At 74.2% G+C, this 25516-nt stretch carries 20 protein-coding genes; 6 read left to right on the top strand and 14 right to left on the bottom strand.

Annotated elements, in window-relative coordinates; translation table 11 throughout:
• Positions 1-14: 14 nt before the first annotated feature.
• The 5 genes from JOF36_RS06380 to JOF36_RS06360 all read right to left on the bottom strand — a co-directional run bounded on the left by JOF36_RS06380 (position 15) and on the right by JOF36_RS06360 (position 7148).
• Complete coding sequence (locus JOF36_RS06380; RefSeq protein ID WP_210035216.1) at positions 15-1586, bottom strand: AMP-binding protein; 1572 nt, start codon at positions 1584-1586, stop codon at positions 15-17.
• Positions 1587-1715: 129 nt separating this feature from the next.
• Positions 1716-2195, bottom strand: coding sequence for a type III secretion system chaperone family protein (locus tag JOF36_RS06375; protein WP_210025477.1), 480 nt, complete (start codon positions 2193-2195; stop codon positions 1716-1718).
• Between the two features lie 2 nt (positions 2196-2197).
• On the bottom strand, positions 2198-3460 hold the full coding sequence (mshA, locus tag JOF36_RS06370; protein ID WP_210035215.1) for a D-inositol-3-phosphate glycosyltransferase: 1263 nt from the start codon (positions 3458-3460) through the stop codon (positions 2198-2200).
• Between the two features lie 14 nt (positions 3461-3474).
• Positions 3475-6237: a sacsin N-terminal ATP-binding-like domain-containing protein gene (locus tag JOF36_RS06365; protein ID WP_307862247.1), complete on the bottom strand. Its 2763-nt coding sequence runs from the start codon at positions 6235-6237 to the stop codon at positions 3475-3477.
• Between the two features lie 50 nt (positions 6238-6287).
• Complete coding sequence (locus JOF36_RS06360; protein ID WP_307862246.1) at positions 6288-7148, bottom strand: DUF3027 domain-containing protein; 861 nt, start codon at positions 7146-7148, stop codon at positions 6288-6290.
• Between the two features lie 39 nt (positions 7149-7187).
• Here JOF36_RS06360 and JOF36_RS06355 point away from each other — a divergent pair, with 39 nt between their 5' ends.
• From JOF36_RS06355 to JOF36_RS06345, 3 genes are all read left to right on the top strand, one after another.
• Positions 7188-8000 carry a glutaminyl-peptide cyclotransferase gene (locus tag JOF36_RS06355; RefSeq protein WP_307862245.1) on the top strand — a complete coding sequence of 271 codons (813 nt, stop codon included), beginning with the start codon at positions 7188-7190 and terminating at the stop codon, positions 7998-8000.
• An 85-nt stretch (positions 8001-8085) separates the two neighbouring features.
• Complete coding sequence (locus JOF36_RS06350; RefSeq protein ID WP_307862244.1) at positions 8086-9675, top strand: MFS transporter; 1590 nt, start codon at positions 8086-8088, stop codon at positions 9673-9675.
• A 51-nt stretch (positions 9676-9726) separates the two neighbouring features.
• Positions 9727-10230 (top strand): DUF2771 family protein, encoded by a 504-nt coding sequence (locus tag JOF36_RS06345; RefSeq protein ID WP_210025474.1) that lies wholly within the window; start codon positions 9727-9729, stop codon positions 10228-10230.
• A gap of 186 nt (positions 10231-10416) precedes the next feature.
• Here JOF36_RS06345 and JOF36_RS06340 read toward each other — a convergent pair whose 3' ends face one another.
• The 8 genes from JOF36_RS06340 to JOF36_RS06305 all read right to left on the bottom strand — a co-directional run bounded on the left by JOF36_RS06340 (position 10417) and on the right by JOF36_RS06305 (position 19046).
• A complete protein-coding gene (locus JOF36_RS06340) occupies positions 10417-11355 on the bottom strand; it encodes an MsnO8 family LLM class oxidoreductase (protein WP_210025473.1) in 939 nt (312 codons plus the stop codon).
• Between the two features lie 42 nt (positions 11356-11397).
• Positions 11398-11784 carry a cold-shock protein gene (locus JOF36_RS06335; protein WP_210025472.1) on the bottom strand — a complete coding sequence of 129 codons (387 nt, stop codon included), beginning with the start codon at positions 11782-11784 and terminating at the stop codon, positions 11398-11400.
• A 128-nt stretch (positions 11785-11912) separates the two neighbouring features.
• Positions 11913-13583, bottom strand: coding sequence for an AMP-binding protein (locus JOF36_RS06330; protein ID WP_210035212.1), 1671 nt, complete (start codon positions 13581-13583; stop codon positions 11913-11915).
• Between the two features lie 93 nt (positions 13584-13676).
• Positions 13677-15308 (bottom strand): phospholipase D-like domain-containing protein, encoded by a 1632-nt coding sequence (locus JOF36_RS06325; RefSeq protein WP_210025471.1) that lies wholly within the window; start codon positions 15306-15308, stop codon positions 13677-13679.
• Positions 15309-15370: 62 nt separating this feature from the next.
• On the bottom strand, positions 15371-16558 hold the full coding sequence (locus JOF36_RS06320) for a S8 family peptidase (RefSeq protein WP_210025470.1): 1188 nt from the start codon (positions 16556-16558) through the stop codon (positions 15371-15373).
• Between the two features lie 126 nt (positions 16559-16684).
• The gene (locus JOF36_RS06315) at positions 16685-17791 is read right to left on the bottom strand and encodes a sulfate/molybdate ABC transporter ATP-binding protein (protein ID WP_210025469.1); all 1107 of its coding nucleotides are present in this window, start codon (positions 17789-17791) and stop codon (positions 16685-16687) included.
• Positions 17788-18561 (bottom strand): ABC transporter permease, encoded by a 774-nt coding sequence (locus tag JOF36_RS06310; RefSeq protein WP_210035211.1) that lies wholly within the window; start codon positions 18559-18561, stop codon positions 17788-17790. Before JOF36_RS06310 ends, JOF36_RS06315 begins: the two co-directional genes overlap by 4 nt.
• Before the next feature lie 80 nt (positions 18562-18641).
• On the bottom strand, positions 18642-19046 hold the full coding sequence (locus JOF36_RS06305) for a TOBE domain-containing protein (RefSeq protein ID WP_210025468.1): 405 nt from the start codon (positions 19044-19046) through the stop codon (positions 18642-18644).
• A 107-nt stretch (positions 19047-19153) separates the two neighbouring features.
• On the opposite strand from JOF36_RS06305, the gene JOF36_RS06300 reads away from it, so the two are divergent.
• The 3 genes from JOF36_RS06300 (at position 19154) to JOF36_RS06290 (ending at position 21862) form a co-directional block, all read left to right on the top strand.
• Positions 19154-20359, top strand: coding sequence for an acyl-CoA dehydrogenase family protein (locus tag JOF36_RS06300; RefSeq protein ID WP_210025467.1), 1206 nt, complete (start codon positions 19154-19156; stop codon positions 20357-20359).
• Positions 20360-20513: 154 nt separating this feature from the next.
• Positions 20514-21572 (top strand): GTP 3',8-cyclase MoaA, encoded by a 1059-nt coding sequence (moaA, locus tag JOF36_RS06295; protein ID WP_210025466.1) that lies wholly within the window; start codon positions 20514-20516, stop codon positions 21570-21572.
• An 8-nt stretch (positions 21573-21580) separates the two neighbouring features.
• Complete coding sequence (locus tag JOF36_RS06290) at positions 21581-21862, top strand: MoaD/ThiS family protein (RefSeq protein WP_210025465.1); 282 nt, start codon at positions 21581-21583, stop codon at positions 21860-21862.
• A gap of 428 nt (positions 21863-22290) precedes the next feature.
• On the opposite strand, the gene JOF36_RS06285 is transcribed toward JOF36_RS06290, so the two are convergent.
• Positions 22291-25491 (bottom strand): Hsp70 family protein, encoded by a 3201-nt coding sequence (locus JOF36_RS06285; protein WP_210025464.1) that lies wholly within the window; start codon positions 25489-25491, stop codon positions 22291-22293.
• Between the last annotated feature and the right edge of the window lie 25 nt (positions 25492-25516).

The raw sequence follows: 25516 nt of genomic DNA, 5'->3' as shown, positions 1-25516 counted from the left end.
GCTCGTCAGCATGGTCAGACCTGAGCCGCCTCCCGGGCGCGCAGGTCCTTGCGCAGGATCTTCCCGGAGGCCGACTTCGGGATCTGCTCGATGAACTCGACGACCCGCACCTTCTTGTGCGGGGCCACCTTCGCCGCGACGAACGCCATGACGTCGTCCTCGGTCAGGTCCTGTCCCGAGGCCTGCTTCACCACGAACGCCTTCGGGATCTCCTCGCCGTCGGCGTCCTTGACCCCGATGACCGCGGTGTCGGCGATCTTGTCGTGGGTCAGGAGCAGCGCCTCCAGCTCGGCAGGCGGCACCTGGTAGCCCTTGTACTTGATCAGCTCCTTGACCCGGTCGACGATCGAGTACACGCCCTCCTCGTCGACGACGGCGATGTCACCGGTGTGCAGGTAGCCGTCGGCGTCCTTGGTCGCGTCGGTGGCGTCGGAGTTGTTCAGGTACCCGACCATGATGTTCGGGCCCTTCATCCACAGCTCGCCGCGCTCGCCGACGCCGACCTCCTGGCCGGTCGCCGGGTCGACCAGCTTGCACTCGATGTTGGGCAGCGCGAAGCCGGACGAGTTGAGGTCGAGGTCGCCGCGGTCGTCGGGCATGCAGTGGCTCACCGGGGACGACTCGGTCATCCCGTAGCCCTGCAGCACCGTGCAGTTCAGGCGCTTCGCGACGGCCCGGCCGAGCTCGCCGTCCAGCGGAGCGGCACCGGAGAAGACCGTCTTCACACAGGACAGGTCGTACTGGTCGACCATCGGGTGCTTGGCCAGCGCCACCGCGACCGGCGGGGCGATGTAGAGCCGGTCGACGCCGTACTTCTGGGTGATCGTCAGGAACTGCTCGAGATCGAACTTCGGCATGGTGACGACCGTCGCCCGCTGGTGCAGTCCCTGGTTCATCATCACGGTCATGCCGTAGATGTGGAAGAACGGCAGAAACGCCATGATCTTGGTCTGGTCGGTGACGTTCCCCATCGCCTCGACCTGGAGCAGGTTCGCGACCAGGTTGCGGTGGGTGAGGATCACGCCCTTGGCCAGGCCGGTGGTGCCCGACGAGTAGGGCAGCACCGCGGTGTCGGTCGCCGTCGTCGTCAGCTCGGGGGCCGGGGCGCCGGAGGCGACGAGATCGGACAGCGAGTCGTGGCCCTCCGTCTTGTCGATCGTCAGCACCACGTCCTCGGACAGCCCCGCCTCCTTCGCGCCGGGCACGGCGCGGTCCAGGAACGGCGAGACGGTGATGACCATCTTCGCGCCGGAGTCGGTGAGCTGGTGGGCCAGCTCGCCCGCGGTGTACATCGAGTTCGCACTGGTCACGATGCCGTTGGCGCGCAGGACGCCGTGGAACAGCGCCGCCCACTGCGGCAGGTTCGGCGCGAACAGCGCGACGACGTCGCCCTTGCCGATCCCGCGCGCCGCCAGGCCGCCGGCGATCTTCTCGGCCATGCCGTGGAGCTCGGTGTAGGTCAGCTGGTCGCCGGTCGTCCCGTCGACGAACGCCGGTGCGTCCGCCCGGTCGCCGAACCCGTCGGCGAACAGGAACTCCGTCAGGGAGACGTCGGGGATGTCGACATCGGGGTACGGGCTGCGCATCGACACGGCTTCGCTCCTTCGCGAGGTGTATCGGGGGCCGAGTGACGGGAGGGTCACCCGGAGTAGCGGTCATGTTAGGGGTACCCGGACGGGCCGCGTCGCCGGGCGGGTCCGAAGGTTACCCGCGGGTCATGAGAAGAGGTGTTCGAACGCCGCCAGGTTGGCCGTCGAGTCACCGTGCTCGGTCCGCCAGGCGTACTCGCGGCGGATCGAGGAGGCGAAACCGAGCTCGAGGAAGGTGTTGAAATCACCGTCCGCGGCCTCGAGCACCTGGCCGAGGACCCGGTCGACCTCGTCGGCGGTCACCGCGTGCACCGGGACGCGCCCGACCAGGTGGATGTCGCCGACCCGGTCCAGGCAGTAGTGCACGCCGTAGAGCTTGGCGTTGCGCAGCAGCATGAACCGGTAGACGCCCTCGAGGTTCTCGTCGGGCCGGCGACAGACGAACGCCTGCACCCCCATCGTCTGCTCACGCACGAGCAGCCAGGTCTGGGTCTGCAGCCGGGCCTCCCCCGGCAGCGTCACCAGCCATTGGCCGGGCCCGCGATGGACGTGCTCGACCTCGGCGTCACGCAGCGCGGCGCCGACCACGTCGTCGAGATCGGTCATCATCACTCCCGCGCCCGGGCACGGAACTCGGCCCGGGCCTCGTCGTAGGCGTCCAGCAGGGCGTCGGTGGTGCGGTCCCAGGAGAAGTGGTGCGCGTGCCGGGCCGCGACCCCGGACATCCGCTCGCGGCGGGCCGGGTCGAACACCAGCTCCCCGAGCGCGTCGGCCCAGTCGGAGATGTCGTGCCCGGTCACCAGCAGCCCGGAGCGTCCCTCGGCGACCGCGACGGGGAGACCACCGACCCGGGTCGCGACGACCGGGGTGCCGCACGCCTGCGCCTCCAGCGCGACCAGGCCGAACGACTCGTTGTGGCTGGGGACGGCGACGACGTCGGCCGCCCGGTACACCGTCACCAGCTCGTCGCCGCCGCGCGGCGGGAGGAACCGGACGACGTCGGTGATCCCGAGCTCCGCGGCCAGCTCCTGCAGCGAGGTCGGTTCGGCCAGCCCCGACCCCGACGGCCCGCCGGCGACCAGCACCACCAGCCGTTCGCGCAGCGACGGTGTCCGGGCGAGCAGCTCGGCGGCGGCCCGCAGCAGCACGTCCGGCGCCTTGAGCCGCTGGATCCGCCCGACGAAGGCGAGCACGACGGCGTCGCCCGGCAGGCCCAGCTCGACGCGCGCGGCGGCACCGTCGCCCGGCCGGAACCGGTCGGTATCGACGCCGGGCGGGATCGTGACGGTGCGGTTCGGGTCGGCGTCGTAGAGGTCGATGAGCTGCTTGGACTCGATCTCGGTGTTCGCGACGAGCCGGTCCGCCTCGGCGACGACCTGATCCTCACCGATCAGCCGGACCCGTGGCTCCGGGGTGTCGCCCGCGGCGAGCGCGGCGTTCTTGACCTTGGCCAGGGTGTGCGCGGAGTGCACCAGCGGCACGCCCCAGCGGTCCCTGGCCAGCCACCCGACCTGCCCGGAGAGCCAGTAGTGGGAGTGCACGACGTCGTACCAGCCGGGATCGTGGCGGGCCTCGGCCCGCAGCACTCCCGCCGTGAACGCACACAGCTGGCTCGGCAGGTCGTCCTTGCCGAGCCCCTCGAACGGGCCTGCGGCGACGAACCGCACGGTGGCGCCCGGTGCGAGCTCCACCGACGGCGGCTGGTCGGACGACGTGGCGCGGGTGAAGATCTCCACCTCGACGCCGCGGCGGGCCATCCGGATCGCGGTCTGGGCGACGTAGACGTTCATTCCACCGGCGTCGCCGGTGCCGGGCTGCTCGGTCGGGGACGTGTGCACGGAGAGCACTGCGACCCGGCGCGGCAGCGCCATCGAGCCGTCGGATGTCACGGGATCATCCTGGCACGCCGCTCGGCGGCGAGTGCGGCCACCAGCGCCCGCAGCGGGTCCGACGCGTGCCAGCCACCGGCCGCGCACGGCCAGGCCGGGACGGTCACGGCACCCCCACCGTCGAGGTCGACGACCAGCTCCTCGTGCACCCGCAGCTCCCCCGCGGGCGGCTGCGCCCCGACCGCGCGGCAGGCCAGCACCACCTCCGCCAGCGTGGTCCACGCCACCGGGTCGCCTTCGCCACGGACCGTCCCGGTGACCCGTTCCGACGCCAGCGGCAGGTCGAGCAGCTCGGCGACGGTGTCCGGGTCGTCCCCGCCCGGGACGGCCGGGGTGTCGTCGAGCGCGGGCAGCACCCACGGCGCGTCGAGGACGACGACCCGGTCGGCCGGGGCGACGACACCGGTCAGCGTGCGGACGTGGGCGGGCGGGTCGAGATCGTCGAGATCGACCACACCCGCGGTGTACGCCGCGGCGAGTGCGGTGTGCGCGGCGGCGGCGACGTCCCCGGTGACCGGGCGGTCCGGGTCGGCGAGCCGGTCGAGCAGCTCGGCGGCCTCGTCCTCCGCGGTGACCACGACGTGGCTCCGGACGCCGATCGCGGCGAGCACGATCTCGTCGACGCCGTCGATCTCCGGGACCGGGTCGTACAGCCCGACCAGCGACGACGCCGAGGCCAGCCGCCACGTCGACGGCAGCCGGCCGGCGATGCGCACGTTCCGTTCCAGCCACCACGCGGTGTACCCGGTCAGCATCGCCGCCCGGGTCTCCCGGCCGGACGCCAGCAGCGCCAGCGCCGCGGGCCACCGGTCGTCGTCGACCAGGTCGAGGTCGCGTACCGCCGGTCCCTCGTCGCCCTCGTAGGCGTCGGCGTCGTGCAGCACCGACGGGTCGAACGGCACGACCGCGAACCCGTCCAGCACCCCGGCGGCCACCAGGGCGTCCGTCCCGGCGTCGAGCCACTCCTCGCCGAGGGTCCCGACCGGCGCGTCCGGGTCGAGCAGGTCGCGGACGGCCGCACCGGGCAGGACGAGCTCGTCGGCACGGGCGGGCCGGCCCTCGTCGTCGGTGAGGGCGAGCCCGCCGAACCGCTCGTCCCGTTCGGCCGACGGGGTGTCGAGCAGGGCCAGGACGGCGCGGGCGAGCGGCTCGGTGTCCAGCCCGGCCTCGGCGTCGTCGAGCGAGCGGGCGACGGCCTCGTGCAGCGCGGGCGCGGCGAGCAGGGTCTCCCGGTCGGCGTCGGCCGCGCCGAGGCGGCGCAGCAGCGGGTGCACGGCGTCGGGGTGCGCGATGCGCAGCTCCGGGATCGCCGGGGTGCTCTCCTCGGCGATCAGCACGGACGCCGGACCGGGGACCAGGCGCCCGTCGGCGAGCGGGACGGGCAGCGCACCCAGTTCCGCGGCGAGGCCCGGGACGGTGTCGACGGCGGGGGCGAGCGCCGCGTAGACCCGCTGCCACCAGGCCGGATCGGCCTCGACGCCGGTGAGCCGCTCGGCGAGCCCGGCCGGACCGATGCGCTCGACGTCCAGCCCGGGCGGCGGGACGACCCCGGACGCGAGGAGCCGCTCGAACCCCGGGTCGGCCGCGGCGAGCAGCTCGGGGAGCCCGGCGCCCGCGTCACCCGGACCGCCGAGATCGAGCCATTCGGCGCGGTCCGGGGCGAGATCGTCGCCGGCGCCCTCGTCGGGCGCACGGGCGGCGGGCAGCCACGAGGTGCGCGCGAGCTCCGCGGCGATCGCCTCGCGCAGCCGGCCGTCCAGCGGTGACCGCGGGAACGCCGGGACCGGCACCAGGGCCGTCCGGTGCTCCAGGGCGGTGGCCCGGACCAGCGAGGCGTACGACGCCGCCGCCCGCTCGACGAGCTCACCGGTCGCCGGGTCGTCGGCCCGGATCCGCCGCCGGTCCGGGTCGAGCGGGAACGGGGCGATCAGCCGCACCGGCAGGGACAGCTGCTCCGCGCTCGGGGTCGGTGCGTGCAGGACCTCACCGGCGTCGGGATCGAACGGTGCCGGACGGCCGCCGGTGTACGGCAGCGCCCAGCGCACCCCGGCGTCGCCCGCCACCAGGAACTCACGGTCGGAGATCCGGACCCGACCGGCACCGAGGTCGGTGCGGGTGACGTGGTCCGTCCCGGCGGTGACCCGCTCCAGCGCGGGCAGCGCGAGCAGCAGGTCCGGGCAGGCGCGGGCCAGCTCGTCGAGCAGGGCGTGCGGGTCGGCCGTGTCCGGGCGCAGCCGGACCTCGGTCGCGTACCCCTCCGGTGGCGGTTCCTCGTCGGCCGGCCAGACCAGGCGGAGCACCGGGACCCGCGGGTCCCGGGCCAGCTCGGCGGCCGCCGCGCCACCCAGTGCAGCCACCTCGGACGCCGTCCGGGAGGCGGAGAACGCGACCCCGCCGGCCGCCGTCACCAGCCGGGGCTCGGAGCAGACCGCCCGGACGGCCGCGAACCCGACGCCGAAGCGCCCGGTCGCGCCGGCGGCGTCCCGTTTCGCCGACGCCCGCAGCGCGGCCAGCGCGGCGACCCCGGCGGCGTCCAGCGGGGCCCCGGCGTTCGCGATCCGCAGCTCACCGCCGCGCACGCTCGCGCGCACCCGGCCGGGAACACCGGCGGCGACGGCGGCGTCGGCCGCGTTCTGCAGCAGCTCGACAACCCAGGTGTCGGCGTACCCGCCGCGGCACAGGTCGTCCTCGGTGTTGACGTCCTCGCGGAACCGGGTCGGCGACGACGCCCACGCCGCGAGCACGCCCTCACGCAGCACCGAGGTGCCGAACGGATCGCTCGCGTCGACGTCCGTCCCGCCGGGTCCGCTCAGTGCGAACCGACCGGTTCGAGGTCCACACCGTCGTCGTAGACCAGGGCGGAGACGTACACCGGGGATCCGGACGGGTCCGAGACCGAGGAGTGCGCACCGCATCCGAACCCGGCCGCGACGACCTGCCCGTCGGCCGGGGACGAGCCGTTGGCGCACACCCCGAACGCGCCCCGCAACGCCCCGGCCAGCGGCACCAGGAACCCGCAGGTCCCGCAGGACGCGGGTGCGGAGCGGGCGATCTCGGCCGCCGGGCCGCGGTCGCCGGCCTGCCAGCGCTCGGCCGCGGCCAGCCGGCCCTCGGCGGAGAGCACGCGCTCGCGGCCGAGACCGGCCTCCCGGACGAGCTCGTCGACGGCCGGGTCGCCGGAGTCGAGGTACCCGGGCACCAGGCGCGGGTCGTCGGCCGGGACGGGCAGCAGGTCACCGGGCTTGAGGTCGTCGGGCCGGACCCGCTGGTCCCACGGCACCCAGTCGGGCGCGACGAGCGCCGTGGAGCCGGGCAACAGCACCGACTCCGAGACGGTGACCGGCTCGCCGGCACCGGCGCTGGCCACCGTGACGGCCCAGCGCCAGCCGCGGTAGCCGGCCAGCTCGGCGGCGAACGAGTGGGTGACCGAACCGTCGTCCTCGGCGACGGCACCGAGGTGCGCGCCCACCGCCGCGACCGCGGCGGAACGGCCCAGTTCGTCGGCTGCCTCCTCGACGGCGGCGGACCGTGCGGAGTCCACGGCGTCGAACAGGTGCGGCGGCGCAGGGCGCGGTTCGGCCGGGACCGCGGCGCCGGTGGACTCCGGCGGTGCGGTCGCCTCGGGCGCAGCGGGCCCCTCGGGGGAGGCCGAATGCTCACCAGCAGTCACCTCACCAGTGTGCCACCCGGGCCCGGGCATCCTGGGGCGGTGCCCACCCGCGCCCGAGGCCGCCCCGTCGTGCTGCTGCTCCTGCTCGTCGTCGCGCTGAGCGGCTGCGGCGCCGCGGCCTCTCCGGCACCCGCTCCCGGAGCCGTCCCGGTCGTCCGGCCGGAGGTGCTCGCGGAGCTCCCGCACGACCCCGCGGCGTTCAGCCAGGGCCTGGAGCTGCACGACGGCATCCTCTACGAGGGCACCGGCCGGGTCGGCGAGTCCGAGATCCGGGCGCTGGACCCGGTCACCGGGGCCGTCCGGGCGGCGAGCCCGCTGCCGCCGTCGTACTTCGGGGAGGGGATCACCGTCGTCGGGGACCGGATCTGGCAGCTGACCTGGCAGGACGGCGTCGCGATCGAGTGGGACCGGGCGACCCTGCGGCCGCGGCGCGAGGTCCCGGTCGACGGCGAGGGGTGGGGGATCTGCCTCTCCGGCGACCCGGGCACGGGCCGGATCGTCCGCTCCGACGGCACCGACCGGCTGCACTTCCACGAGCCGGGCGACCTGGCCCCCACCGGTTCGGTCGCGGTGACGCTGGACGGCGCGCAGCAGGGCGAGCTGAACGAGCTGGAGTGCGTCGGCGACCGGGTGTGGGCGAACGTGTGGCAGACCGACCGGATCGTCCGCATCGACCCCGCGACGGGCGTGGTGGACGCCGTCGTCGACGCCTCCGGTCTGCTGGACCCGGCCCGTCGCTCCGGCGCCGACGTGCTCAACGGCATCGCGCACGTGGCGGGCGACGAGTACCTGCTGACCGGGAAGCTGTGGCCGGCGACCTACCGGGTACGGCTGGCGGTACCGCCTGCCTGACCGTTCGCTGCGCCGCGCGGGTGACGACGCGCCCGGCCGTCGACAGCACACCACCGATGTCGGTCCCCCTCTGCACAATGAGTCCGTGGCAGCCAACCCGTTCCGGCGCCGCCGGGCACGTACGGCGGCCGGGCCGTCGTCGCGCACGGACCCCTCCGGTCGGGCCGGGCCGCGGGACCCGCGCACGGATCCTTCCGGGCGGACCGGGCCCCGGGACCCGCGCACGACCCCGATCGCCTCGGACGCGACGCTGCGCGGATCCTCCGGGCACCCCGCGACCGAGGAGCTGCCACGGCCCGGGCCGGCCTCCGTGCCGCGGAAGATCACCGTGACCCGGGTGGCCGTGCACCGCACCCGGGAGCTGAGCGGGCGGGCGGTCGCGCTGTTCCGGCGCGCCGCGACGGCGGACGGCGCGGACCGCTCGGGGCTCACCGCGCTCACCTACGCCACGATGCTCACCCACGCGCTCGACGCCGCGGTGGCCGTCGCGCTGGCGAACACACTGTTCTTCGCGGCCGCGACCGCCGAGTCCAAGGCCAACGTCGCGCTGTACCTGGCGATCACCGTCGCCCCGTTCGCGCTGGTCGCCCCGGTCATCGGCCCGGCCCTGGACCGGCTGCAGCGCGGCAGGCGGATCGCGATGGCGGTGTCCTGCGCCGGGCGGGCCGCCCTGGCCGTGGTCCTGGTGTTCCACCTCGACACCTGGGTGCTGTACCCGGCGGCGCTCGGGATCATGGTGCTGAGCAAGTCGTTCATGGTGCTCAAGGCCGCGGTGACGCCGCGTGTGCTGCCGTCGTCGATCACCCTGGCGACGACGAACTCCCGCCTCACGACGTTCGGCATGGCCGCGGGCGCCGTGGCGGGCGCGGTGGCCGTGGGCGCCGCGTGGACGTTCGGCTCGCCCGGCGCGCTGTGGTGGACTGCAGCGCTCGGCCTCGCCGGTGTGCTGCTCTGCCTGCGCGTCCCGCGGCGGGTCGAGTCGACCGCCGGCGAGGTCACCGCGGCGGTCCCGGCCGGCCGTCGCCGGTCGGCCCGGCCCAAGGCCCCCGCGACGCGGTCGGTGCTGGTCGCGCTGTGGGGCACCGGCGCGGTCCGGGTGCTGACCGGGTTCCTGACCCTGTTCGTCGCGTTCGTGGTGAAGGAGGGCACCGAGCACGCCCCCGACGGCGATCCGGTCGGCCAGGTGCTCGTGATCGGCATGGTCGGTGCGGCGGCCGGGGCCGGGTTGTTCCTCGGCAACGCCGTCGGGGCCCGCAGCCGGTTCGACCGGGTCGAGCCGGTGGTGCTGGGCGCCGCGCTCGCGGCGCTGCTCGCCGCCACCGGGGCCGCGGTGCTGCCGGGCGTGCCGGCCGCCGTCGTCGTCGCGCTGGTCGCGTCCACGGCGAGCGCGCTGGCGAAGGTGAGCCTGGACGCGGTGGTCCAGCGGGACCTGCCGGAGCACGCCAGGGCGTCGGCGTTCGGGCGCTCGGAGACGGTGCTGCAGATGGCCTGGGTGCTGGGCGGCGCGATCGGCGTCCTGGCCCCGCACGACACGTTCCGCACCGGGTTCGTGATCGTCGCCTGCGTGGTGGGGATGTTCGGTCTGCAGGCGGCCGCGATCCGCCGCGGCAGCACGCTCGTCCCCGGGCTCGGCGCCCGCCCGGTGCCTCCGGCCGTCACGCCCGCGGTGCGCTGACCGGCCCCGGCGCACGCCGCCGCGCACACCGGGATCCGTAGGGTGGTCGACGTGATCACCCGCCCCCGCCGGTCGGTCCGCGCGCTCGCCGGGCTGCTCGCCGTGGCCGCCGTCCTGCTCGCCGGGTGCGGTGGCGCTCCCCCCACCGTCACCTTCGAGGTCGCGGGCACCGCGCTGACCGCGGCCCCGACGCAGTTCTGCGACAACCGGATGGAGAACTGCACCGAGGACCCGAACGCGCGGGTCACCGCAGCGGTCGCGCCGGGCACGCCGATCCGGATCACCGTCCCCGAGGAGGTGTCGTCCGGCCCGTGGCAGGTCGCCTACGCCTTCACCCGCGGCGACGACCCGGAGCCGATCGAGCAGCGCAGCGAGATCGCCACACCCGGCTCACGCACCGAGTTCACCCTGACCCTCCCGGAGGAGACCGACCGGTTGGTCACCGTCCAGGTGCAGCTGTTCGGGCCGCCCCCGGCCATCGACCCGCAGACCCAGGACCTCGAGTTCCCGATCCGCGCCACCTGGATCCTGATCGGGGAGCAGCCGCAGCCCTGACCCATGGCCACCGGCCACCCCGGCCACGGGTGATCGTCGGATCAGTGCCGATCGGTGCCATCGCGCGTGCGTGATCGTCCGATCAGTGCCGATCGGTGCCGTGCGTGGCATCGATCGGCACTGGACGGATGATCACCGACAGACGCATCCGGCCGGATCAGACCCGGGCGGACGCATCCGGCCGGATCACACCGGGGCGCCCACCAGCAGCCCGGCCAGGGCCGCGTCCGACTCGGCGAGGGCGTCGAGGTCCCAGGTCGACGAACTGACCAGGAGCTCGTCCGCCCCGGTGCGCTCCACCAGCGCGTCGAGCCCCTCGGCGACGGTGTCCTCGTCGCCGGCGATGGTGCGGGCGAGTGCGGACTCCATGACCTGCCGCTGACGGCGGGTCGTCCACCGGTCCGGGTCCGGCGGTTCCAGCGGCGGGAACTCCCCCGTCGTCCGGGCCGCGGCCAGTGCCCACGCCTCGGGCAGCGCCAGGTCGGGGTGCCCCACCAGGATGTCCGCGGACACCACCAGGTGCGCGGCGTCCCCGGCCCGAGCGCGGTAGGTGTCGAGGGCGGCCCGGTCGTCGAGCACCGACCCACCGGCGACGACCGGCAGCCCCAGCTCACCGGCGAGGGTCAGGCCCGCGCCGGTGGCCAGCAGGAACAACGGGACCGCGCTGTCCAGGCGGGGCCGGGCGGTGACCGGTCCGGTGCCGTCGAGGTAGGAGCGCAGCTCGTCGAGCCCGGCCCGGAACGCCGCGTCGTCGGAGCCCGCGGCCCGCAGCGCCCGGCGGACCGGCTCGGTGAACCCCGGCGAGCGCCCGATCCCCAGGTCGATCCGCCCGGGATGGAGTGCGGCGAGCATCGCGACCTGCTCGGCGACGACCAGCGGCTGGTGGTTGGGCAGCATGATCCCGCCGGAGCCGACCCGGATCCGCCCGGTCGCTGCGGCGACCGCCGCCATCAGTACCGGCGGGCTGCCGGACGCGATCCCGGGCACGGCGTGGTGCTCGGCCACCCAGAACCGGTGGTAGCCGAGCCGTTCCGCGCGGCGGGCACGGTCGACGGTGTGGCGCAGCGCGGCCGAGTCCGGTTCCCCGGCCCGGGTCCGCGAGCGGTCCAGCAACGACAGGCGCACGACCGGGTCAACGCCCGGCAGGCCCCGGGCATTTCGGGCGGGTCAGCCGTCCAGGTCCCGGGCCACGGCGCGGACGACCTCGGCGGCCAGCTTGCAGGTCTTGCGGTCCGGGTAGCGGCCGTGCCGCAGCGCCGGCTGGATCTTGTTCTCGAGCAGCCCCATCATGTCCTCGATCAGGCCGTGCAGCTCCTCGGCGGGACGCCGCGTGTTCTCCACCGCGGACGCCTGCTTCTCGACCACACGGACGGACAGCGCCTGCGGGCCACGCCGGCCCTCGGCCATGCCGAACTCGACACGCTGCCCGGACTTGAGCGCCTCCACGCCCGACGGCAGCGCCGCCTTGCGCACGTAGACGTCCTCACCGCCGTCCTGGGAGAGGAAGCCGAAGCCCTTCTCCGCGTCATACCACTTGACCCTGCCGGTGGGCACCGTGCTCCTCGATTCCTAGCGACTACCGCGATTGCTGCGACTTCCTGCGTGCACGACGAACGCGCCCGGAGAGCCGGTAAAGCCCCCGGACGCGTCGCCGTCATGATACCGCTCGGCAGCCCTCGCGGTCAGGCGTCACGCAGGTTGCCGGTCTCGCCGATGCCGAGCAGGCCGACCGACTTCTCCCGCATCTCCACCTTGCGGACCTTGCCGGTGACCGTCATCGGGAACTCGTCGACGGCCAGCACGTAGCGCGGGATCTTGTAGTGCGCGAGCTTGCCGGTGGCGAACTCGCGCAGCGACTCGGCGGTCATCTCCGCCGCACCCTCGCGCAGGATGACCCAGGCGCAGAGCTCCTCGCCGTAGCGCTCGTCCGGCACCCCGATGACCTGCGCGTCGAGGACGTCCGGGTGGGTGTAGAGGAACTCCTCGATCTCCCGGGGGTACACGTTCTCCCCGCCGCGGATCACCATGTCCTTGATCCGGCCGGTGATGTTGACGTACCCCTCGTCGTCCATCACCCCGATGTCGCCGGTGTGCATCCAGCGCGCCCGGTCGATCACCTCGGCGGTCTTCTCCGGCTGGTCCCAGTAGCCGAGCATCACCGAGTAGCCGCGGGTGCACAGCTCACCGGCCTCGCCGCGGGGCACCGTCTTCCCGTTCGCCGGGTCGACGATCTTGACCTCCAGATGCGGGTGCACCCGGCCGACGGTGGAGACCCGGCGGTCCAGCGAGTCGTCGGCGCGGGTCTGGATCGACACCGGCGAGGTCTCGGTCATGCCGTAGCAGATCGTCACCTCGCCCATCCCCATCCGCTCCACGACCTGCTTCATCACCTCGACCGGGCACGGCGAGCCGGCCATGATCCCGGTACGCAGGCTGGACAGGTCGTAGGACTCGAACTCCGGGTCGTTGAGCTCGGCGATGAACATCGTCGGGACGCCGTAGAGCGAGGTGCAGCGCTCCTGCTCGACGGCCTTCAGCGTCGCCTTCGGGTCGAAGCCCTGGGCCGGGATGACCATGGTGGAGCCGTTGGTGGTGCAGCCCAGGTTGCCCATGACCATGCCGAAGCAGTGGTAGAAGGGCACCGGGATGCAGACCCGGTCGTGTTCGGTGTAACCGCACAGCCGGCCGACGTAGTAGCCGTTGTTGAGGATGTTGTGGTGCGACAGCGTCGCGCCCTTCGGGAACCCGGTCGTCCCGGACGTGTACTGGATGTTGATCGGGTCGTCCGCGGTGAGCGACGCCTGGATCTCGGCCAGCTCGGCCCGGTCGGCAGCGGCACCGCCGCCGGCCAGCGCCGTCCACTCGCCCGACCCGATGATGACGACGCGCTGCAGGTCCGGGCAGTCCCCCCGGACCTCGCCGATCATCTTCTCGTAGTTCGACGTCTTGAACTCCCGCGCCGCGACGAGCGTCGAGATCCCGGCCTGCTTCAGCACGAACTCCAGCTCGTGCGTCCGGTAGGACGGGTTGATGTTGACCAGGACGACGCCGAGCTTCGCGGTGGCGTACTGGACCAGCGTCCACTCGGCCATGTTCGGCGCCCAGATGCCGAGCCGGTCCCCGGTCCGGACGCCCGCGGCGAGCAGGCCGCAGGCGAGCCGGTCGACGTCCTCGCGCAGCTGGGAGTAGGTCCAGCGGCGAGCGGTCGACATCTCGACCAGTGCGTCGTTGTCGCCGAACGCCGCGGCGGTGCGGTCGAAGTTGTCGCCGATGGTGTCACCGAGCAGCGGGGTGTCCGAGGTCCCGGAGGCGTACGAGGGGACGACCGGGGTTCCGGCGGCGGGGGAGGTCACGACGTTGTTCTCCTCGACGGTGCGCAGTGCGATCAGGGCCACATCCTCGCCCCCGGCGGCGTGCGGTGCCAACACCTCCGAAAGGAGAGTGGATCAGGACGACGACATCCGTCGTCCGGCCCGCCGCCCGGACTCCGCGACGCGCGCGGCCCCCCGGCGTGCACCGTGGGCGGCGCGGCGCAGCGGTTTCGGCGACGGTTCCGGCCACGGCCCGACCGGAACCAGCACGCGTTCGGCGGGCTCGAACCCGGCCGGGTAGCCGGCCACCCGCCAGGTCCCGGCCGGTGCGTCCGGCGGCAGCCACTGCGGCCGCCACATCCCGATCGCCAGGTCCAGGTCCTCCAGGTAGGGCCGCAGCTCGTCGGTGAGCTCGGTGCGCAGGTGCTCCGCCCACAGCCGGACCCGCAGGTCGCGCACCTGGTCGCCGGTGGTGACCAGCGCGGTGTTGAGCTCCGTGTCGGTGCCGCGCATGGAGCGGGAGAAGAAGTTCGCCGACCCGACGGCGGCGAACACGTCGTCGATCAGCGTCAGCTTGGTGTGCACCGTGAGGTCCTCGATCCGGTGCATGATCACGTTGCCGCGGTCGGCCGGCTCGAGCTTGTCGATGACGTCACGCTGGACGTCGCCGGTGACCCGCCGCCGGAGCTTGTTGACTCCGTGCTCGGTCGGGTCCTTGCGGCCCGAGCAGACCAGCACGATCCGCACCCCGCGGGCGGCGGCGTCCCGGAGCAGGCCGTAGAGCCGGAACGCGCGCCGTCCGCCGGGGACCTCGTAGAAGTACTGGTCCTCCAGGTAGATGTAGTGCTGTGCGGCGCGGATCGCGGCGGCGAGCGCGTGGTAGACCTCCTGGACGCCGTAGCGCGGCAGCACCGTCCAGTGCCTGCGGTAGAGCATCCCGAAGTGGTCGATCTTCCACGGCCGGAACGACCGCAGGACCTGCACGGCCGTGCCCGGCGCGGATCGCGGTGGGCACGGCGGGGCGGGCGGCAGGGCCGGCGGGAACGGCCCGGGGTTCATCTCGGCCCAGTCCACGGGCGTCACCATGAACCGGCGGGGCGGCAGGGTCACCGCCTCGGTCCAGCGGGCGCGGTAGACCTCCCACACACGGGCCGCCGCGGGCCCCCGGAGCCGGACGGCGCCGTCGTGCCAGCCCCAGCGCTCGTCGCCGATCGAGAGCCGGTCGTGCGGCTCGGCGTCGTACCGGTCGGACGACATGTCCAGTCCACCGACGAACGCGGTCAGCTCACCCCCGACGTGCGCCAGCACCACCTTCTGGTGGTGGCAGCCGATCCCGGAGCCGGACCAGTCCAGCACGACCCGGCCGCACAGCGCCGGGCGGCGGCGCAGCTCCAGCACGGCGAACGCGTTCGCCCGGAACGGGCCGATCGCCACGCCCGGCACCGAACCGGAGAACAGCGCCGCGGTCAGCAGCACCCGGACGTCGACGCCGGCCTCCGCCAGCCGGGTCAGCCGGTCGGCGAGGGACTCGTACCCCGGCGTACCGGGTTCGGCGCCGCACAGATCCATCCCCGGCTCCAGGTTCAACCCGGCGATCAGCACCGTGTCGCCCGGACCGGCCCGGTCGAACAGCTCGCGCAACCGGGCGAAGTACTCGACGCCGTCGACGACCGGATGCCACTCGCTGTCCTCGCGGAACGTCGGACAGTCCGGGGTGCCGGGCACCAGGTACCGGGCGGCGAGCTCGTCGAGGACGGGTCCGGGCATGCCCGGACGGTATCCACAATGCTTTCGGACCTGCTCGGCGTGCTCCCGGCCCGGTGGGGGGCTTACAGCCCGCCGGTCTGCAGCAACCGGTTCGGCGTCCCGCCGGTGGCCCCGCCGTCGATCTTCCCTCCGACGGCGTTGTCGACGATCCACTTCTTCACCGAGGCCGACGGCTGGTCGCCCCGGGCCTGCTTGTAGAGGGCCGCCACGCCCACCGCGAACGGGGCCGCCATCGACGTCCCGCTGTAGGACGCGGTACCGCCGCCGGGCACCGGAGCCACGATCCGGGTGCCCGGCGCGTAGAGCGACACGCAGCGCCCGGTCGAGGAGTTCGACGCCCGCCCGTCCTCGATCGTGGAGTTCGCGACGACCAGCACACCGCCCACCGCACGCGGCAGCGCGGTGCAGTCGTCGCCGCCGGTGTTGCCGGCCGAGGACGCCGCGAACACCCCGCCATCGATCATCCGCTTCACCGCCTGCTCCAGGATCGGCGAGCTCCCGTAGCTCCAGGACATGACCGCGACCGAGGGACCGCGCTTGTTCTGCACCACCCAGTCGAGCCCGGCGAGCAGCGACGACAGCGTGCCGGTGCCGTTGCAGTCGAGCACCTTCACCGAGCGGACGTTCGCGCCGGGCGCGACGCCGTAGTCCTTCGCCGCCGCGATCCCGGCGACGACGGTGCCGTGCCCGTCGCAGTCCTCGTCGCGCTGGTCGATCGTGTTCGTCTCGAGCGTCGCCCGGCCACCGAACTGCGGGTGGCCCTCGTCCACGCCGGTGTCCAGCACGAACACGTCCACCCCGGAACCGTCCGCGGTGCGCCGGTACTGCCCGTCGAGGGGTAGGTCCGGCTGGTCGATCCGGTCGAGACCCCAGTTGCCGGGGGCCTGCTCGGCCTGTGCCGGGCCGAGCGGTGCGTCCTGGTGGACCGCCTGCGGGTCGAGCGGGGTGATCGTCCGGTCCTCCTCGACCCCGACGACGCCGGGCCGGTCACGCAGCTCGGCGGCCTGGGCGGAGTCCAGCGGGGCGGCGAAACCGTGCACCACGCTGTCGAAGGTGACGGTCGGCTCGGCCCCCACCGCCTCGGCCGCGGCCCGCGTCTGACCGGCCGACGCCGTCTGCACCAGGTAGCCGATGGGCGCTCCGGGGGCCGTGGCGGCCGCGGCCGCGGTGGGCGCGAGTGGAACACCGAGCGCCGTCACCAGCAGGCCGGCGATGACCGACAGGGCGGCACGGGAACGCGGGAGGCTCACGGAACGCGACGTTATTCGCGTGTGGCGGATGGTGCGAGAGACACGATGGTGGCCCGGGTGACGTCTGCGACCGATGGGGTGACGGTGTGTTTCAAGTGTCGGGGGCGGTTCACGTGTCAGGGCGGTTCACGCGTGACGGCCGTGCACGGCCACCTCGGTGGCCTTCACCGCGAACCACAGCTCGTGCCCCGGCTCGATCGCGAGATCGGCGACGGCGGTCGGCGTGACGTCCGCGGCGAGCCCGTCGACCCACTCCGGGCCGCCCGCCGGTGCGGTCGCACGCAGCCGGACGGTCTCGCCGCGGGGTTCGAGGGCCGCCACCCGGACCCGGAACACGTTGCGGGGGCTCCCCTCGGGGCGGGTGGCGTGCACCGACACCGCGGACGGCGGGAACACCGCCACCGCGGCCTCGCCGCGTTCCACCTCGACGGCGTGCCCGTGCAGCTCGACGCCGTCTGCGGTGCGCAGCCCGGCGCCGTCCACCGTCCCGGGCACGAGGTCCAGGCCGGCGATCCGGGCCGAGAACGCGCTGCGCGGGCGGGCCAGCACCTCGCGGGCCGGGCCCTGCTCGACGATCCGGCCACGGTCGAGCACGATCACCCGGTCGGCGAGGACCAGGGCGTCGAGCGCGTCGTGGGTGACCAGCAGCGCGGTCTGCTTCGCGTCGGCGATCACCCGGCGGAGCAGGGTGCGCATCGCCGGGGTGGCGTCGACGTCCAGCGCCGCGAGCGGCTCGTCGAGCAGCAGCAGCCCGGGTCGTGGGGCGAGCGCGCGGGCCAGGGCCACCCGCTGCTGCTGCCCGCCGGAGAGCTGCGCGGGGCGCCGCGCGGCGAGCTCGGTGACGCCGACGTCGGCGAGCAGCCCGCCGGCGCGTTCCTCGGCCGCGCCCCGGGGGACGCCGTGGGCCCTCGGGCCGAACGCGACGTTGGCCAGCGCCGACAGGTGCGGGAACAGCAACGGCTCCTGGGCGAGCAGCCCGACCCCGCGCCGGTGTGCGGGGACGAACTCCCCCGTCGCGGTGTCGAGCAGCGTGCGCCCGGCGACGCGCAGGCGTCCGGAGTCCGGGCGGAGCAGGCCGGACAGGACGCCGAGCAGGGTCGACTTGCCGGCGCCGTTCGGTCCGAGGACGGCGACGACCTCGCCGTCGGCGACCGCCAGCTCCACGTCGAGGGTGAACCCGTCCCGCTCGAGGTGCGCCGAGAGCTCGACCCCGGTCGCGGCGGCGCCGCTCATCCCCGGCCGTCCATGCCGCGCGGTCTGCCCACCACGATCACGATCAGCGACACCACCACCAGCAGCAGCGACAGCGCGACCGCACCGGCCACGTCGGTCTCGCCCTGCAGGTAGACCAGCAGCGGGAGGGTCCGGGTGGTGCCCTCCAGGCTGCCGGCGAACGCGATCGTCGCGCCGAACTCACCCATGCAGCGGGCGAAGGAGAGCACCAGGCCGGATGCCAGGCCGGGCAGCACCAGCGGCAGCGTCACCCGCCGGAACGCCAGTCCGGGCCCGGCGCCCAGGGTCGCGGCCGTCGCCTCGTAGCGCTCCCCCGCGGTGCGCAGCGCGCCCTCCAGGGACACGATCAGGAACGGCATCGCGACGAACGTCTGGGCCAGCACCACCGCGACCGTCGTGAACGGGACGAAGACCCCGAACGCGGTCTCCAGGCCCTGCCCGACCAGGCCGTTCGCCCCGAGCAGGAACAACAGCGCGAGGCCGCCGACGACCGGGGGCAGCACCAGCGGCAGCAGCACGACCGAGCGGACCGCACGCATCGCGCGGGGCAGGCGGTTGATCCGGCCGCGGGCCAGCACGACGGCGAGCGGGCCGCCCAGCAGCAGGCAGAGCGTGGTCGAGACGGCCGCGGTGAGCAGCGACAGGCGTAGCGCCGACAGCGCCGCGTCGCTGGTCAACAGGGACGGCATCTGCGCCCAGTCGGCCACCCAGAGCAGGCCGGCAGGTGGCAGGGCGATCAGCAGGAAGCCGAGACCGGCCGGGAACCACATCCAGCCCGGCAGCCCGACCCCGGTGGCGTGCCGGTCCGCGGCCCCCTCCCGGCGGGCCGGTCGCGCGGGGGGCGCCGTGGTCACAGATGGCCGCCCGGTGTCTCCACCACGACGTTCGTCGACTTGATCACCGCCACCGCGAGCGCGCCGGGTTCCAGGCCGAGGTCACGCACGGCCTCGCTGCTCATCAGCGAGACCACCCGGTGCGGGCCGCACTGCATCTCCACCTGCGCCATCACGGTGTCGGTGATCACCGAGGTGACCAGCCCGACCATCCGGTTGCGCGCCGAGCGCTGGACCACCGAGGGGTCCGGTGGGGCGGAGGCGTGCTCGCGGGCGAACTCGGCGAGGGACGCCCCGTCGATGACCTTGCGGTTGGACGCGTCGGCCTGGACCGGCAGCGTCCCCGCGTCCACCCACCGCCGGACGGTGTCGTCGCTGACGCCGAGCAGCCGCGCGGCCTCGGAGATCCTGAAGTGCGGCACGACCCGGATACTAGGGTCGCGCCTGCGGCGGGGCCACGGCGGCGCCCGCGCAGATCCACGCGATCGCCCCCGTGCCGGTGTCCGCCGGCGTGTGGTCTGATCCCGGTGTGGACTTCGCACCCAGTGCCGTGGCGACCGACTACACCGCGCGCATGCGCGCCTTCCTCGACGAGAAGGTGCTGCCCGCCGAGGCGGAGTACGACGCCTTCCGGGCGCAGCGGCGCGGCACCGGGCAGGAATGGGACCTGCCGCCCGTGGTGGAGACCCTGAAGACCGAGGCTCGCGAGCGCGGCCTGTGGAACCTGTTCCTGCCTGCCGTCTCGGGCCTGTCGAACCTGGAGTACGCACCGGTCGCCGAGGTGTCCGGCTGGTCCCCGGTGATCGGGCCGGAGGCGATCAACTGCCAGGCGCCGGACACCGGGAACATGGAGACGCTGCACCTGTTCGGCACCGACGAGCAGAAGCAGCAGTGGCTGGACCCGCTGATGGAGGGCCGGATCCGGTCCGCGTTCGCGATGACCGAGCCGGACGTCGCCTCCTCCGACGCGACGAACATCGAGACCCGGATCCGCCCCGACGGCGACGACTACGTCATCGACGGTCGCAAGTGGTGGATCTCCGGCGCCGCCGACGAGCGTTGCCAGATCTTCATCATCATGGGCAAGACCGACCCGGACGCCTCGCCCCACCGGCAGCAGTCGATGATCCTGGTCCCCCGCGACACCCCGGGGCTGGAGATCGTCCGGCACCTGCCGACCTTCGGCTACCAGGACCAGCACGGCCACTCGGAGCTGCGCCTCGACGGCGTGCGGGTGCCGGCGTCGAACCTGCTCGGCGAGGAGGGTGGCGGGTTCGCGATCGCCCAGGCCCGGCTCGGCCCGGGCCGCATCCACCACTGCATGCGGCTGATCGGGATGGCCGAGCGGGCGCTGTCGCTGATGGTGGAGCGCGCGCAGGCCCGGGTCGCGTTCGGCGGGCCGCTGGCCGACCAGGGTGTCGTCCGGGAGCAGATCGCGCTGTGCCGGATGGAGATCGAGCAGGCCCGGCTGCTGACACTGAAGACCGCCTGGCTGATCGACAACCACGGCGCCAGGGGTGCGGCCACCGAGATCGCCGCGATCAAGGTCGTCGTGCCGCGGATGGCGTGCACGGTGATCGACCGCGCGATGCAGGTGCACGGCGGCGGGGCGATGAGCGACGACTTCCCGCTGGCCTACTTCTACGCCTGGGCCCGCGCGCTGCGGTTCGCCGACGGCCCGGACGAGGTGCACATCCGGTCGGTGGCACGCCAGGAGCTCAAGGCTCACCGGTAGTCACCCGGTACCTATCCTTTCGACTAGGTACACGGTGACTAGTTCCGCATCTGCGACAGCCGGGACCGGACCGTCCCGCGGGTGCGGATCATGCCGCTGAGCTGCGGAAAGTCGGCATGGCCGGACTCCGGCGGACAGGGTTAGCCTCGCGTCCATGACCACCGAGCTCGGCCTGCCGTCCCTGCGCGGCGGCCCGCCCCGAGACCCGGCCCGGCCCGACGATTCGCGGCTGATCGACGGGTTCGGCCGGGTGGCGACGGACCTGCGGATCTCGCTCACCGACCGCTGCAACCTGCGCTGCACCTACTGCATGCCCGCCGAGGGCCTGGACTGGATGCCGCGCGACGAGCAGCTGACCGACGACGAGCTCAACCGGCTGATCGCGATCGCCGTGCACGAGCTCGGCGTCGAGGAGCTGCGCTTCACCGGCGGCGAGCCGATGCTGCGCAAGGGACTGGAGAACGTGCTGTCCGCGGCCTCGGAGCTGCGGCCGCGACCGGACATCTCGCTGACCACCAACGGCGTCGGCCTGGCCCGGCGCGCGGAGGCCCTCGCGGCGGCCGGGGTCGACCGGCTCAACGTCTCGATGGACACCCTGCGGCCCGAGCGGTTCGCCGAGATCACCCGGCGGGACCGGCTGCAGGACGTGCTCGACGGGCTCGCCGCGGCGCACGCGGCGGGCATGCGGCCCGTGAAGATCAACACGGTGCTGATGCGCGGGGTGAACGACGACGAGGCCGCCGACCTGCTCGCGTTCGCGGTCGAGCACGGCTACCAGCTGCGGTTCATCGAGCAGATGCCGCTCGACGCCCAGCACGGCTGGCGGCGCAGCGAGATGATCACCGCCGAGGAGATCCTGGAACGCCTCGAGCAGCGGTTCGTGCTCACCGAGTCGGACGAGGACCGCGGTGGCGCCCCGGCCGAGAAGTTCGTCGTCAACGGTGGGCCGGACGTCGTCGGAGTGATCGCCTCGGTGACCCGGCCGTTCTGCGGGGCCTGCGACCGGACCCGGCTCACCGCCGACGGCCAGGTCCGCACCTGCCTGTTCGCCACCGGCGAGACCGACCTGCGGGCGATGGTGCGCGGCGGCTCGTCCGACGCGGAGATCGCCGAGACCTGGCGGAACGCCATGTGGGGCAAGAAGGCCGGCCACGACATCGACGACCCCGGATTCCTGCAGCCCACGCGCCCGATGAGCGCGATCGGAGGATGAGCCTTCCCATGACGACCGGTGCCGTCCACACGGCCACCCGCACCCTGACCGTGCGCTACTTCGCGGCGGCCAAGTCCGCCGCGGGGACGCCGGAGGAGACCGTCGCGATCACCGAGGGCGCGACCGTCGCCGACGCCGTCGCCACCCTGCGCGACGCGCACGGCCCGGAGCTGGGGCGGGTACTGGACCGCTGCAGCTTCCTGCTCGACGAGGTGGCGGTGCGGGACCGTTCCGCCGCGCTAGGCGGCGCGGCGACCCTGGACGTGCTGCCCCCCTTCGCGGGCGGCTGAGCCTCCTCGGCTCCCTGCTCCGTCACGCGCGCACCGGCCCACCGGGGCTGGATCGCGCCCCGCCCGGCTGCCGTCTCGATCAGCACGTTCTGGCCCTGAACGGGGCGAGAACGTGCATCTCGGCTGCGCTGTGCCCGTCGATCAGCGCGCATCCGCCCGGGCAGGGCAGGAATGTGCGTCTCGACCTGGCCACGCCTGTCCTGGCGCGGGCGGTGGGGCGTCCGGTGCCGTCGATCTGCACGAGGCCTCCCTGCCCGTGGCCGGGGCATGCCGATCGAGCACCGGGCACCGGGCACCGGGCACCGGGCACCGGGCACCGGGCGGGCATCCCACCCGGCTCCGCGCGCCCGTGCATGCTCCCGGCCTGGTGATCGACGGTCGTGGAGTGTCGCGCCCGCTACGCGCACGCTGCACTCCATAACGGGTGATCACCGGGAGCCGATGTCCAGGACGGTCAGCGTGCCGTCGTTGAGGTTGCTGACGTAGGCCTGGGTGCCGTTGGGCAGCACCGCGATGCTGGTCGGGCCGTCCCCCACCGGGAGCGTCGCGGTCACCGTGTAGGTGTCGGCGCTGATCACCGAGACGGTGTCCTCGGTGACGTTCGCGGTGTAGGCGAACCGGCCGTCCGGCGACCAGGCGATCGCCTGCGGGTTGATCCCGACCGGAACGGTCGCGACCACGGTGTTGCTCGCCGTATCGGTGAACGAGACGGACGCGGCGTCATAGTTGACGTTGGCGACCAGCGGCCGGGACGGGTTGACCGCGACGCTGTGCGGGCTCGTCCCGACCGGGATCTCGGCGAGGACCCGGTCGTCCGACGTGGCCAGCACGCTGATCACGTTCGACTCGTGGTTCGCGGTGTAGAGCCTCGTGCCGTCCGGGGAGATCGCGACCCAGTGCGGGTTGCGCGCCACCCTGATCTCCTGCGTCACCTCGTTCGTCGCCGTCTCGATCACCGAGACGGTGCCCGAGTCGTGGTTGGGCACGTAGACCTTGCTGCCGTCCGGGGTGACCGCGAGCGCGAACGGCCGCGTCTGCACCGGGACGGTCGCGACCACCGAGTTCGTGGTGGTGTCGAGGACCGCGACGGCGGCGATCGTCCGCGCCTCGTCGAAGACGCTGACGTAGACGTGCGCGCCGTCCGGGGCGAACGCCAGGTACTGCGGGGGCCCGGCCGGCACCTCGATGGTGGCGGTGACCCGGTCGACCGAGGTGTCGATCACGGTGACGACACCGGCCGCGCGGTTCGCCACGTAGGCGAGTCTGCCGTTCGGGGACACCGCGACGAACCCGGACGTCGGACCGGCCGGGACCACCTCGCCGAGGGTCGGGATCGGCACCGCGACGGCGACCCCCTCCTCCGACGGCGGCGCGGTCGCGTCCGGCTGGGCGATGCCGTCACCGGTGAACAGTCCGTAGCCGCCGGTGAGGAAGGCGACCACACCCGCGGCCAGCGCCAGCACCGCGACGACCGCCACGGCGAGCAGCGGGCTCCGGCGGCGGCCGTCCGACGAGGGCCACCCGGCGGCGGGCGGCCGGGCGGGCGGTGGGGCGGCGCCACCGGATCCCCCGACGGTGTCCGGAGGCTCCGTGGTATCCGCGCCGCCCGGCCGGCCCGGCGCGGGGTCGGACGACGACGTCGCCCACGCCCGCGTACTCGAGGGACCGTCGCCGGGCGATCCGGCGGACGTCCCGGCCGGGACCGTGCGTCCCCGGTGGGCGCCGCCGGTCGGCGGTGCGGATCCGGGCGGGGCCGACCCGGACGGGGTGGTCCCAGCGGTCCCGAACGTTCCGGCGGAACTCCCGGACCACCCCGGTCCGAACGTCCCGGCCGATGTGGAGGATCCGGCGGACCCGGGCGGTGCGGCGGCGCCGGTCGGCCCCTGCCCAGCAGACTGTGCGGCCGGGCCGGTCGCCCCCTGCCCTGCGGGGTGCGCGGCGGGGCCGGTCGGCTGCTGCCCCGCGGGTTGCGCAGCGCCCCCGCGGCTGCGCGTTCCGGGCGATGCGGCGGCAGCGGCGGTCGCAGCCGTAGCTGCCCCGATCGCGGTGCCGCCCCCCGAACCGGTCGCGGGTGGGCGTGGGCCGCCACCGGGTCCGGACCCGGTTCCGGGCGGGCGCGGCAGCCCGGCCGACCCGGCCTCGGACGGGCGCGGCAGGCCACCCGAACCACCCCCGGGCGGCCGCGGCAGCCCGGCAGGGTCGTCCTCGGGGCGGCGCGGCAAACCGGTCGGACCGCCCTCGGGCGGGCGCGGCAGCCCGGCGGGTGCCTGAGAGGTACCCGCCTCCCCGGCTGGGCGGGGCAGCCCGCCCGCAGCTGCGGCGTCGTCCTGCCCGGCAGTGCGCGACAGGTCTCCGCCCGCAGCGGCCGGCGCCCCGGCGGACCGCGGCGACCCGGATCCCGGTGGCACGGACGGCGCGGCACGGCGTCTGCTCCCGGACCCCGCGGATCCGGAGGGCGGCGCGGCGGCTCCACGAGCTCCGGGATCCGGCGCCCCGTGAGCCGACACTCCCACCGCATGCCCGTTCGCGGACGGCTGACCGGCCGCCTCCTCACCGTTCTCCCTGGCCAGCTCGGCGGCGCCCAGGGCGACCGCGTACTTGGGGTGGGTGTCGATCACGATCGGCCGCCCCAGCGCGTCGGAGAGCATCCGGGCGACCAGCGGGATCCGCGAGGAGCCGCCGACCAGCAGCACCGCGCTGAGGTCGTCCGGCTCGACCCGGGCCGACTGCAGGGTCCGGGTGAGCGCCCCGATCGTCGACTCGATCTGGGCCCGGATCATGTTCTCGAACTCGGACAGCGTGAGCCGGACGTCGAAGTGCCGCTGGGGCAGGAACACCGGGATCGTCGTCTCGGTGTCGACCGACAGGGCCTCCTTGGCGAGCACGCAGTCCTGCCGCAACCGGGCCATCGCCACCGACGTCTGCGAGTCGCCCAGGTCGAGCTCGGTCAGCGCGCCACCCGCCTGGAAGTTGACGAACGACAGGATCGCCTCGTCGAAGTCCACCCCGCCGAGGCGCTCGATGCCCTCCGGGGTCCCGAGGATCTCGATGCCGTCGGCGCGCTTGCGCAGCACGGTGGCGTCGAACGTCCCGCCCCCGAGGTCGTACACGGCGACCGTGTCGCCCTCGCCGAGGCTGCGGGACGCGGCGTAGTGCGCGGCGGCCGCCTCCGGCTCGGTGACCGCACGCTGCACCGTGATGTCGCCCGTGGTCAGCTCGGCGGCCTCGGGCACCTCGTCGAAGAGCTCGCGCCGGTACGGACCCCAGTTGGCGGGGTGGGTGAGCACGAGGCGGTCGGGCGCCTGCCCCTCGGTGCCGGCGACCCGGGCGACGACGTCGCGCAGCACGACGCCGAGCAGCATCGAGACCGGGAAGGCCGACCCGCCGAGGATCACCGGGGTCGGGTCGCCGAGGCGTCGTTTGAACTCCCGGGACACCCGGTCGGGGTTGCTCACCGCCCGGCGGACCGCGGCGTCACCGGTGACCAGCTCGCCGTCGTCGCGCGCGTACACCGCGGCCGGGGACACGACGCTGCGGTCGCCGAGGGTGAACATCTCCACCCGGGACGCGTGCGCGACCGCAGCGGCGACGAACGTCGTCCCGAGATCGACTCCCAAGCTGTAGCCCACGATCCACCTCCCGAATCCCGGGGCA

It is taken from the genome of Pseudonocardia parietis (assembly GCF_017876315.1).
In the GTDB taxonomy this organism is placed as follows: domain Bacteria; phylum Actinomycetota; class Actinomycetes; order Mycobacteriales; family Pseudonocardiaceae; genus Pseudonocardia; species Pseudonocardia parietis.
Note: the sequence above shows the minus strand (reverse complement) of the source record. Positions and strands in the feature narration are given on the sequence as shown.

Excerpts from the sequence above, each read along its gene's own strand:
- JOF36_RS06290 (WP_210025465.1), top strand. The coding sequence starts at position 21,581 with ATGACGACCGGTGCCGTCCACACGGCCACCCGCACCCTGACCGTGCGC.
- JOF36_RS06315 (WP_210025469.1), bottom strand. The coding sequence starts at position 17,791 with ATGAGCGGCGCCGCCGCGACCGGGGTCGAGCTCTCGGCGCACCTCGAG.
- JOF36_RS06325 (WP_210025471.1), bottom strand. The coding sequence starts at position 15,308 with ATGCCCGGACCCGTCCTCGACGAGCTCGCCGCCCGGTACCTGGTGCCC.
- moaA (WP_210025466.1), top strand. The coding sequence starts at position 20,514 with ATGACCACCGAGCTCGGCCTGCCGTCCCTGCGCGGCGGCCCGCCCCGA.
- mshA (WP_210035215.1), bottom strand. The coding sequence starts at position 3,460 with ATGGCGCTGCCGCGCCGGGTCGCAGTGCTCTCCGTGCACACGTCCCCG.
- JOF36_RS06375 (WP_210025477.1), bottom strand. The coding sequence starts at position 2,195 with ATGACCGATCTCGACGACGTGGTCGGCGCCGCGCTGCGTGACGCCGAG.
- JOF36_RS06380 (WP_210035216.1), bottom strand. The coding sequence starts at position 1,586 with ATGCGCAGCCCGTACCCCGATGTCGACATCCCCGACGTCTCCCTGACG.
- JOF36_RS06310 (WP_210035211.1), bottom strand. The coding sequence starts at position 18,561 with ATGTGGTTCCCGGCCGGTCTCGGCTTCCTGCTGATCGCCCTGCCACCT.